Genomic DNA, 9,516 nt, shown 5'->3' on the forward strand with positions numbered 1-9,516 from the left:
AATGCTTGCCTGGTAACAAACCTTCTCTTAAACTCGCTATCAGAATACCACCTTTCGCTCTAGTTAATTTCTTACTTTTTTGTGCTATAATAACTGATATATTAAATTATTTTGAATTTATCGAACTTCTCGAACTAAGGAGGTAACATTTATGAATTATGGTGTCGTTATTTTTCCATCTAAATCGCTTCAGGATAAAGCCAATGCCTACAGGAAGCGTTATGATCCCCATTACGCGCTAATCACTCCCCACTTGACTCTTAAGAATGTTTTTTCTGCAGATGATAGTGAAATAAAGGACATTGCCAACAAGTTAAGGGACATCGCCAAGAATTATGATCCGTTCAACCTGAAAGTCTACAGGGTCAGTTCTTTTCAGCCGGTGAACAATGTTATCTACTTCAAAGTGGAGTCCACTCCCGAATTGGAAGGACTGCATGATGACATGCACTCTCCTGAGTTCAATGGTCAAGAACCGGAATATGCATTCGTGCCGCACATCACCGTAGCCCAAAACCTCTCGGATGATGAACACTCGGACGTATTCGGTTCCCTCAGAATGATGGGGGTCGATTATCAAGAAACAGTGGATCGTTTCCACCTGCTCTATCAGCTTGAAAATGGCTCATGGACAGTATATGAAACATTCCGCCTGGGAAAGGAATAGACTGCTTTGGAAATGATTCTAGTGAAAACCGACAAAGAACTGAATGATGCCATGCTTGTCCGCAAAGAAGTATTTGTTGGTGAACAGAACGTACCTTTAGAAGAAGAAATAGATGAATTCGAGAACTCTTCCGCTCATTTTGTCTTGTATGATGAGAGGGAACCAGTCGGTGCCGGAAGATTTCGTGTAAAGGATGGCCAAGGAAAAGTCGAACGTATATGTGTACTTTCCAGTGCACGCGGAAAAGGCGCCGGGAAACTGATCATGAATTTCATAGAGGATCATGCGAGAAGCAAGGATATCCCTGCCTTGATCCTGAATGCACAGACACATGCCATTCCATTCTATGAAAATCTTGGCTACTCTGTTACATCAGGTGAATTCCTCGATGCCGGGATTCCCCATAAATCCATGAAAAAAGAATTGAAATAAGTACAACCGTGTTCCTATGCTGGAACACGGTTGTTTTTTGTTCCAAGTCATCTTAACAACTGAATAAATCTCCAGGGTTTTGTTGAGAATGAATAATAAATAACTCAATTGGAAACGGGAGAAACACTATGGATTATTTGGAAATTGCCTTTGAACTTATCGTGGGCTTTGTTGCACTTCTTATATTGACTAAAGTATTGGGAAAGACACAGATCTCACAGATTACTCCTTTCGATTTCATATCAGCGATTATCCTTGGGGAACTTGTGGGAAATTCTCTTTATGATAATAAGGAAGGGGTAAAAGAAATCCTTTTTGCCATTTCGATCTGGGGCGGTTTGATTTTTCTTACTGAGAAGCTCACGCAACGGTCACGTAGGTTAAGGCATCTGTTTGAAAATACCCCATCCATCATCATCAGAAAAGGGCAGATCGAATTTAAGGAATTGAAAAAGAATCACCTCGATCTCAATCAGCTTCAGCAGCTGCTGCGTGCAAAAGACGTATTTTCCGTGCGTGAATGTGAGTATGCCATCCTTGAGACTGATGGAAGCTTGAGTGTTATTAAGAAACCGTTGTATGCTTCTGTACAAAAACAGGATTTAAATCTTGCACCTGCGTCGGCAGCCATCCCCATTTCGGTTATCCTCGACGGAGAAATCATTTATGATAACTTGAAGATGATCGATGTCGATGAAAATTGGCTGGTCAGTGAACTTCACAAGAAAGGATTCACGTCTGCAAGGGACGTTTTGTTTGGTGAATGGCAGGATGGAAAAGAGTTGCTGCTTCAAGGCTACTAAATCTTTTTGTAAGGCCTGTTAATGTGAACTTATTGCCACCCCGTTGTACCTGCAAATTCCTGCTAAGCAGGGATTAAAGATCTGGTCTTTCTTTTCACAGGAGAAAACCCAGGATCTTTTCACAAAGCACCAATTTTGGCAAAACGCGAAAAAAATAAAAAGGCCTCTTGGGCCCTCTCCTATTTACTAATATATATCTTATTCTTTTCCAGAGTGACCTTCAATATTCCATCACTCACTAACTTGGTAAGATAAGCTGTGAAGCTTGTTCGATAAAGTAAATACTGTCCAAGTGACCCGGCATCAATTCCGTTTAGATCCAGGAACTCCTTCAGCATACAATCGAAATCCCGCTTGCTGTTTCCTGCAATATCTATTATCTGGCCCAATAATTTGTTATGTAATGAGATGTTCGCTTCAATAGTGGCCGTTATATCTCTCTCCAGCTCACCATGCCCGGGTACAGCCCCTTCAACCGAAAGGCTCATTATTCTTTCCAGTGTCTCAATTGTTCTCTGGGCATCTGTAATAAATGGAACGATATGTTTTTCCAAAGCTTCCTGCCCGAAGTAAGAATCAGCAGCGAAAAGAATATCGTTATACACAATGCCCGCTTGTCCGATGCTGTGCCCTGGAAGATGAAGGGCTTCCAGTTTGAATGCCCCTACTTTCATTTCTCCAGGTGAAAACCATTCATCAATTTCTACCGGCTTTCCTTCCAGAAATTTGTTCCTTAATTCCTTCAATGGGAATGCCCCATTCCATAAATATACCGGTTCCAGCAATGGATTTTCCATAATGGCTTTCTCGAATACGGGAGCAAATAATTTTATTCCCTTTTTCTTCAAGTAAGAGGCTCCTCCAAAGTGATCAGTATGGGCATGTGTAATAATGCAGTAATCCAAAGGAAGGTTCTCCTGCAGCAAGATTTTAAGCATTTTTTTTATGGAAGAATCATCGATTCCTGTATCGATGAGCATCCCTTCCCCCTCGTTGAGGATATACCCTGCATTGACCGCAGAAGAAAAATAATAGCAGTTTTCATTGATTTTTCTCAGTTCCAAGGGAAATACATCCTTTCCGTTTTTTATACATATTCGTTAACGTACTTCCCTTTTCCTGTAATATCTGCTAAAAACTCAGATGAAATGTGTTCACTCTTGCTGCTTCTTTTTCGATTCCCGAATTTTTCTATATTACCGTCTGAAAGAGAACCATCGTATTGCTGGTCTTTATTCACCAGCGGACGGATCCTAGTGACGGGCATAAATGTAAAAGGGTCGTAATCCTTGCTGATTTCACGCTCCGCATACTGCATATATTGATAATGAGGGACCGGTGCAATGTATCCCATTATACTCACCTCGCTTTTCATTTCATTTCCCGCTCGAGAATAAACATAAACTCTCTTTCTATTACTATTAAATACGGAGAAGAGTATGCATTTGCGCGGGTGAAAAGAAATTTTTTTGAGTATTGTACTTTTTATGAAGTAATGACGATTGTGTGATTGACCTTTCATTGTTGCCATATCTGTTTCAATAAATGGTTTATTCATCATTATTTCTCTTATTTGCCTGGTACCTGGCGCCCTCCCTCCATTCCATCTCACTTGCCTTGGCTCCGCTCCTTTGTGATGGTGCTTCCTTCCATATATTCAATTGTGCCAGGTAGACCGTGCGGGGTGTTCATACCTTCCCATCGTCCCACTGGAAGCAACCCATTCAAAACCAGCGGGCCCCCTCTATCCTTTAGAGGAGGCCCGCTGGTTTTTGCTTGCACTATTTCTTTTCGTTATTGATCATTTGTGAGAGTGTCCCAAAATCCAGCTGCTTGCCGTCATTTACAATGGATTTTACAATTTTGTCTTCCGTTTCTTTGTTTACTGGTTTATGGGCAATCTGTGATACACGCTGGATCACACCCCGGACCGTTTGTTCATCCTTGAAATTTGCATTTTGGAGAGAACTGGCTAATTCAAATACATCATTCATATTGACACCGGTCTTCTTTTCGATATTCTTAAAGAAGTTATTATTATTCATTGGGTAAACGCCTCCTTCATAGCTAATATATAGTATGAGGCGCTGCCCATTTGGTGCCTATTCAACACCCGGAAACCAAAAAATGAAGCTGAAGCAGCGGTGCCATGGCGCAGCCGTTTGCTTCAGCTTCGGTTCCGAACTTCTTCTAAGCGTCAGCAATAAAAGCTTGCGCCAACGATGATCAAGAGAATGAACAGGACAACAATCAAGACGAAAGTTGATCCATAATTGTATCCTGGATATCCACAGCCATAACCATATCCATACATAGTTATCACCTCTCTTTGTACCTTGCTTCTATAGTATATGTAGAGATGATCACCTATGTTTGGGCTTAGGACGGCTGTTCACCTGTCCAGTCAAATAAATCGATCGTCAACTGTCCTGACGTATCTGCCTGGGCAAGGAACACATTCTCCAAAGGAACCTTCCTTTGCTTAAGTTGGAGGCGGAGCCACTCTTCACTGAATCCCAACTGCCTCAGGCCTTGAATGTCAATTTCTCCATCGGTGATCACAGGCTGGATTTGTATCATCTTGCCGGTGTAATGAAAAAAGTCTTCATACAGAAGCGGCTGTTTTTCCTTCTTCAGCAGCACACTTAACTCACCATTGGTATCAAGGGAGGCATACTGGACATCAGATGCTCGGAAAATATTCCTCTTTCTTAATTGTTCAAGCAGTTCATCAATTGAAATCTTTTCTTTCTTAAGTGCGTCCTCTAAGATGTTTCCGTTCTCAATGAATATTGTGGGAGTTCCTTCAATGAAATGCCTGAACTTCATACTTTTTAATGATATTAACGAAAATACAAATGGAACCGAAAACCAAAGAAGGATACTCATGAGGCCTTCCAGCAGCTTCAATTCCAAATCCATGGACAGTGTCCCAGCGATACTGCCCACTGTGATGCCTGTGATATATTCAAAAAATGAAAGCTGTGAAAGCTGTTTTTTTCCGAGCAATTTTGTAATAAAGAACAATGCCGCAAGAATGAATAAGCTCCTGAGGGCAACCTCTATATATTCGGACACATACCCTCACCCTTTCGGCTTGAAAATCAAAGCACCCAGAAAGCCGAAAATGATGGCTGCCGAAATACCTGAGCTTGTCACTTCGAACATCCCCGTAAGAACTCCTACCAGACCATGCTGATCTGCTTCCTGCATTGCTCCTTGAACCAAAGCATTCCCGAAGGAGGTGATTGGAATGGTCGCTCCAGCCCCCGCGAAGTCAATCAAAGGCTCATATAAACCAAAACCGGACAATACCGCTCCGATGACAACAAGTAAACTCAGCGTGTGAGCTGGTGTAAGTTTCGCAACATCAAATAATAACTGCCCGATTACGCAGATGATGCCCCCTATCAAGAATGCCCAAAAAAACATAGCCAGCATAAGCTGCCCCTCCTTTCATTCTCATACTACCTATACTCAATCGACACAGCATGGGCTATGCAGGGAATGGACTCACCCTGCTGAAAAGTGAGCGGAGATAACAGTGCTCCGGTCGCAATCATTAATATCTTCTTATACACTCCGCTTTTCATCTGGTTTAACAGATGTCCATATAAGACCGTGGCGGAACATCCTGGACCGCTCGCCCCGGACTGAACAGGCTGATCCTGTCCATAAATCAGCAGTCCGCAATCCTGGAATTGAGTTTCATCCAGTGTGATACCTTCTTTCTGAAGCAGCTCCTGGGTGGTCTTCCGCCCTATTTTAGCCAGGTCCCCGGTTATGACTAGATCATAATAAGACGGATCCCTGCCTAAGTCCTTGAAGTGTGCAGTTATGGTATCCGCTGCTGCAGGTGCCATTGCACCTCCCATATTGAAGGGATCTGTCAATCCCATATCAATTACTTTACCGATTGTAGCTGAAGTGACCCGGGGTCCCGGGGAGGAACCAGGACTGCTTTTCCCGATAAGTGAATACCCTGCCCCTGTCACCGTCCATTGGGCTGTAGGCGGTTTTTGGCCTCCATACTCTGTAGGATAACGGAATTGCTTTTCTACAGCAGAATTATGGCTTGAAGCACCGGTAACAATGTAATCTGCCCCTCCGGTATCTACGAGATAGGAAGCCAATGCAAGGCCTTCCATCGAAGTAGAACAGGCTCCGAATAATCCAAGGTAAGGGATTTCGTTTGTCCGTGCTGCAAAAGATGAAGGTGTTATTTGATTTATTAAATCTCCCGAAAGGAAGAATTTCACCTGGTCTTCACGGATTCCGCCTTTCTCTACAGCCAGTTTGACGGCATCTTCAATCATCAGCCGGTTGGCTTTTTCATACGTTTCCTCCCCCATCCACAAATCTTCATAGAAGCGGTCGAAGTCTTCAGACAGCCTCCCTTTCTTTTCGAATGGGCCGCCGACCACTCCTGTCGAAATGATGGAAGGGGGATTTTGAAATTCCCATGATTGTGCACCTTTTAACATTATACAACCCCCCATTTAATTAGAAGCGTTTTGATCAATGCGATAACAAACGCTGAAAAAACCCCAAAAACAATAACGGACCCTGCAAGCTTAAAGATATTGCCTCCTACTCCAAGTACGAGCCCCTCTGTCCTATGTTCGATTGCAGCGGAAATCACCGCATTACCAAACCCTGTAACCGGGACAGCACTTCCTGCTCCGGCAAACTGGCCGATATGGTCATAAATGCCAAAGCCTGTGAGCAGCATTGAAAAAAACACCATTGTTGCTACCGTTGGGTTACCGGCTGTTTGTTCCGTAAAATTGAAGAAGTAGATATAAAAGTAAGTGACTACCTGTCCGATCAAACAGATAAAACCACCGACAAAAAATGCTTTGACACAATTCAACAATACAGGACGCTTGGTTTCATGCTTTTGTTCAAGCTTTGCAAACTGTTTCTGCTGCGGAGTTTTTTGTTTCTTTCCCATAACATGCTCCTTTCTAGGTTAGCTCCTCTTTCAGCTTGATGATTTCCTGGAATCTCTTTTCCGCATCTTTATTGGAGATGGAATTTTTCTCAATTTTGTCTTTAAGTCTTACTGTTTCCAAAAATATTTTATAATCACTGGAAACAATGAACTTTTCATCCGGGAATTTTTTTTCAAGCTTCCTTGTCATCTTTTTTTCAATTGCCTTCATATGGAAGCGATCGGAATGCTTCACCTTATAGGAAACCAAAATCTCCTTTTTCCCTTCAATGACTGCAACATCATAAAGCTCAGGGAGCTTTGCTATTTCCTTTTTCACAGCATGTCCGACACTGTCTGTTTCCGGATTTTCCATCAATTCAACCGGAGGCGGGTCTGTGACTTTGATTAGTGCCCCCCTGCTGTCCTTCCCGTCTTCCTCATTGACAGCACACCCAGCCAGTAACATGATAACCATAAGACTTAACCATTGCTTATTCATAAAATCCCCCCGGGCTTTTCAATGTTCATACTACAGAATTTGAAGTGTGATGCAGTATGGAAACCAATTATTGTATTCATATCTTCTGCAAGTGGCCGTTTTTTTATGAATAAAAAAAGACTGATGCCCAATATCTAAACTCCTTGAGTTTATTGAGCTTCAGTCTGAATGATATTTTTTACAGAAACTTACATATTGTATTAACCGTTATTTCTTCTCTTTCTTTTGCCGCAGCCGCAGCCTTTTTTCTTTCTCTTGGGTGAGACCATCTTAAGATTTGACTCATTTGAATTAGTTGACACAGATTTCTTCATCATTCATTTTCTTCCTCCTTAAATGACGAAACTCAGTTGACAAGTTCTATGCAAAACTTACATATACCATAATAATATGCAGCTTCTGCAACGCTTGTTCTCTGAAATCAAGAAATCCATCTTTGTATCACTGTTTCAATGATCGAGGCAAATCCAGCAGCCGCCAAAATGACCAGCAGAGGATTTGCTACTGCCGGGAGAAAGATAAATAATGCATAAAGACCGCCTGCTGCCCAGATACCAGTGCACCAATAACAGCTGAGAAGCTCACCGATCCAGCCCCTGATCAGCGTTTGCTTAGGAACCAGATATACTTCCAGTTTGCCCCGTTCATCCTTTTCTTCAACCTCATCGAAAAATGGCGACCTCAGGAATTCTGTAATTTTGTCATATACAATCAGATGAGTCAGCCGAAATACAGCCAAACCCATAATTATTAACTGTAACAAAGTCAGTTCCACTTAGTGTGCTCCTTTTCTTATGGATTAAAACTGCTATGGTCTTATGGACAGCTGCCGCAACGCCTATTTTCCCGAAAAAGGGCTAATATCCGTAACTTAAACCCCTTGGCTACAATATGTTATTAGTGTAGCGATAAACAATTAAAAGGAGGCCTTTTCAATATGGGTTGTGGAAAAAGAGAAGATGTAGGTGGAGTCAGTACTGACAACTGCGTATGTGAAGTAGTACGCGCCATTAAAGACATCCAGGATGCAGCAGTAAATGACGAATGCCTGGATTGTACTACAAGCTGTTTCCTTGAGCCGCTTGGCGATTTGAACAGCCCTGCAATGAGACGCCGTGCAGATACTCGTATCTTTACGTTGACGAATAAAAATGGTGAACTATTCAAAGCCCTTTTCAAACAACGTGATGGAGAGTGCGATGCAAACTGTGTAACCATCTATTTCCGTGTAGAAGAAATTTTTGATAACTGCTGTGCGACACTGAGAGCAATCAGACCAAACAGAGACATCATCAACGACTACGGAAAATTGGATTACAGTGCAATCTGCCATGTCGACGAGTGGTTCAGAACAAATAACTGTATCACTGTGGACCTGAATTGTTTCTGTGCAATTCAATGTATTGCAGATAGAGACCTTGGCATCTGCGACTAATCATCGATAAACCGGCCGGAACCCCTCCGGCCGGTTTTTTATATTATGGTTATTGAAGTTTATAATCCGATGATCTTGATAGCATCAAGATTACTCCTTTTGATTTCCACCTCGTCACCTTGAAAGGATTTAATAACCAGGAATTCTCCTTCCGCTCGGAGCAGGATCCCCCTGTGCCTTTCTTCTTGTGTGATAAACTCGCAAGGAAAAGGGGCCTTGCCATTAATGTACCTGGATAGATAATCAATCTTTTCGTCCAGTTCCATATCTCTGAATGGCTTTAGAGGTTTAAAGGAAAAAGAATTTCTCTTTTGTTCTGGTTCTTTATCTTCTAAGGATGCTTCTGCAGTATCGCTTGCCTCCGGCTTGGAATCCTGCAGGTCCTTTTCTTGCAGCGCTTCTTCCCCATATAATGTACTGAGTTCTTCTTCAAAGAAGGGACGCTTCCTTCTTTTTGGTTTTTTTTCAACTGACTGCTCTTTTATTGGTTTTTCACTTGTTTTCTGCTTGGCATTTTTAGATGAATAGCTCTGCTGCATATTCGCTCTGATTTCTTTAAGTGATGGCTGCTGGATGTATAATAAAGGGGTTTTTGCATTTGTTTTGGATTCTTTACTCATGATGGCACCTCCCATGGGTCATTCCTTTTACAATGTATGCAGCAAGTGCCTAGAGGTTTCTGGAATATTTCCAATTTTTTAATCGACTTCTAAGGGCAAGGCACCCATCAAGTCATTAAAGCAC

General features: G+C 42.2%; 15 protein-coding genes. 4 read left to right on the forward strand and 11 right to left on the reverse strand.

The genetic code is table 11. The features are described 5' to 3' along the window. Positions 1–151 precede the first annotated feature (151 nt). The 3 genes from D3H55_RS17255 (at position 152) to D3H55_RS17265 (ending at position 1,902) form a co-directional block, all read left to right on the forward strand. Positions 152–667: a YjcG family protein gene (locus tag D3H55_RS17255; RefSeq protein ID WP_119548568.1), complete on the forward strand. Its 516-nt coding sequence runs from the start codon at positions 152–154 to the stop codon at positions 665–667. 12 nt (positions 668–679) lie between these two features. Next, positions 680–1,099, forward strand: a complete 420-nt coding sequence (locus D3H55_RS17260; RefSeq protein ID WP_420808765.1) for a GNAT family N-acetyltransferase — start codon at positions 680–682, stop codon at positions 1,097–1,099. A gap of 128 nt (positions 1,100–1,227) precedes the next feature. After that, a complete protein-coding gene (locus tag D3H55_RS17265; protein ID WP_119548570.1) occupies positions 1,228–1,902 on the forward strand; it encodes a DUF421 domain-containing protein in 675 nt (224 codons plus the stop codon). 179 nt (positions 1,903–2,081) lie between these two features. On the opposite strand, the gene D3H55_RS17270 is transcribed toward D3H55_RS17265, so the two are convergent. From D3H55_RS17270 to D3H55_RS17315, 10 genes are all read right to left on the reverse strand, one after another. Then, the gene (locus tag D3H55_RS17270) at positions 2,082–2,966 is read right to left on the reverse strand and encodes an MBL fold metallo-hydrolase (protein ID WP_119548571.1); all 885 of its coding nucleotides are present in this window, start codon (positions 2,964–2,966) and stop codon (positions 2,082–2,084) included. Between the two features lie 23 nt (positions 2,967–2,989). Continuing rightward, entirely contained in the window at positions 2,990–3,514 is a 525-nt protein-coding gene (locus tag D3H55_RS24465) for a hypothetical protein (RefSeq protein WP_119548572.1), read from the reverse strand. Between the two features lie 169 nt (positions 3,515–3,683). Continuing rightward, entirely contained in the window at positions 3,684–3,947 is a 264-nt protein-coding gene (gene spoVIF, locus D3H55_RS17280) for a sporulation-specific transcription regulator SpoVIF (protein WP_119548573.1), read from the reverse strand. A gap of 152 nt (positions 3,948–4,099) precedes the next feature. Next, positions 4,100–4,216 (reverse strand): YjcZ family sporulation protein, encoded by a 117-nt coding sequence (locus D3H55_RS17285; protein ID WP_119548574.1) that lies wholly within the window; start codon positions 4,214–4,216, stop codon positions 4,100–4,102. Positions 4,217–4,281: 65 nt separating this feature from the next. Further along, positions 4,282–4,980 carry a DUF421 domain-containing protein gene (locus D3H55_RS17290; RefSeq protein WP_119548575.1) on the reverse strand — a complete coding sequence of 233 codons (699 nt, stop codon included), beginning with the start codon at positions 4,978–4,980 and terminating at the stop codon, positions 4,282–4,284. 6 nt (positions 4,981–4,986) lie between these two features. Next, positions 4,987–5,343 carry a stage V sporulation protein AE gene (spoVAE, locus tag D3H55_RS17295; protein WP_119548576.1) on the reverse strand — a complete coding sequence of 119 codons (357 nt, stop codon included), beginning with the start codon at positions 5,341–5,343 and terminating at the stop codon, positions 4,987–4,989. A gap of 26 nt (positions 5,344–5,369) precedes the next feature. Beyond that, positions 5,370–6,386, reverse strand: a complete 1,017-nt coding sequence (spoVAD, locus tag D3H55_RS17300; RefSeq protein WP_119548577.1) for a stage V sporulation protein AD — start codon at positions 6,384–6,386, stop codon at positions 5,370–5,372. Further along, positions 6,386–6,856 carry a stage V sporulation protein AC gene (gene spoVAC, locus D3H55_RS17305; protein ID WP_119548578.1) on the reverse strand — a complete coding sequence of 157 codons (471 nt, stop codon included), beginning with the start codon at positions 6,854–6,856 and terminating at the stop codon, positions 6,386–6,388. The genes spoVAD and spoVAC overlap by 1 nt, the downstream gene beginning before the upstream one ends. Before the next feature lie 13 nt (positions 6,857–6,869). Further along, positions 6,870–7,337: a sporulation protein gene (locus tag D3H55_RS17310; RefSeq protein WP_240628643.1), complete on the reverse strand. Its 468-nt coding sequence runs from the start codon at positions 7,335–7,337 to the stop codon at positions 6,870–6,872. 421 nt (positions 7,338–7,758) lie between these two features. After that, positions 7,759–8,112 (reverse strand): DUF1360 domain-containing protein, encoded by a 354-nt coding sequence (locus D3H55_RS17315; RefSeq protein ID WP_119548579.1) that lies wholly within the window; start codon positions 8,110–8,112, stop codon positions 7,759–7,761. 162 nt (positions 8,113–8,274) lie between these two features. On the opposite strand from D3H55_RS17315, the gene D3H55_RS17320 reads away from it, so the two are divergent. Further along, entirely contained in the window at positions 8,275–8,772 is a 498-nt protein-coding gene (locus D3H55_RS17320) for a CotY/CotZ family spore coat protein (protein ID WP_119548580.1), read from the forward strand. A 59-nt stretch (positions 8,773–8,831) separates the two neighbouring features. On the opposite strand, the gene D3H55_RS17325 is transcribed toward D3H55_RS17320, so the two are convergent. Then, complete coding sequence (locus tag D3H55_RS17325) at positions 8,832–9,392, reverse strand: CotO family spore coat protein (RefSeq protein WP_168413157.1); 561 nt, start codon at positions 9,390–9,392, stop codon at positions 8,832–8,834. Positions 9,393–9,516: the final 124 nt, after the last annotated feature.

Source organism: Bacillus salacetis (assembly GCF_003581585.1).
In the GTDB taxonomy this organism is placed as follows: Bacteria; Bacillota; Bacilli; order Bacillales; family Bacillaceae_B; genus Rossellomorea; species Rossellomorea salacetis.

Bases quoted from the DNA above. Each gene is read 5' to 3' on its own strand.
- D3H55_RS17255 (WP_119548568.1), top strand. From the start codon at position 152: ATGAATTATGGTGTCGTTATTTTTCCATCTAAATCGCTTCAGGATAAA.
- D3H55_RS17260 (WP_420808765.1), top strand. From the start codon at position 680: ATGATTCTAGTGAAAACCGACAAAGAACTGAATGATGCCATGCTTGTC.
- D3H55_RS17265 (WP_119548570.1), top strand. From the start codon at position 1,228: ATGGATTATTTGGAAATTGCCTTTGAACTTATCGTGGGCTTTGTTGCA.
- spoVIF (WP_119548573.1), bottom strand. From the start codon at position 3,947: ATGAATAATAATAACTTCTTTAAGAATATCGAAAAGAAGACCGGTGTC.
- D3H55_RS17285 (WP_119548574.1), bottom strand. From the start codon at position 4,216: ATGTATGGATATGGTTATGGCTGTGGATATCCAGGATACAATTATGGA.
- spoVAE (WP_119548576.1), bottom strand. From the start codon at position 5,343: ATGCTGGCTATGTTTTTTTGGGCATTCTTGATAGGGGGCATCATCTGC.
- spoVAD (WP_119548577.1), bottom strand. From the start codon at position 6,386: ATGTTAAAAGGTGCACAATCATGGGAATTTCAAAATCCCCCTTCCATC.
- spoVAC (WP_119548578.1), bottom strand. From the start codon at position 6,856: ATGGGAAAGAAACAAAAAACTCCGCAGCAGAAACAGTTTGCAAAGCTT.
- D3H55_RS17310 (WP_240628643.1), bottom strand. From the start codon at position 7,337: ATGAATAAGCAATGGTTAAGTCTTATGGTTATCATGTTACTGGCTGGG.
- D3H55_RS17320 (WP_119548580.1), top strand. From the start codon at position 8,275: ATGGGTTGTGGAAAAAGAGAAGATGTAGGTGGAGTCAGTACTGACAAC.
- D3H55_RS17325 (WP_168413157.1), bottom strand. From the start codon at position 9,392: ATGAGTAAAGAATCCAAAACAAATGCAAAAACCCCTTTATTATACATC.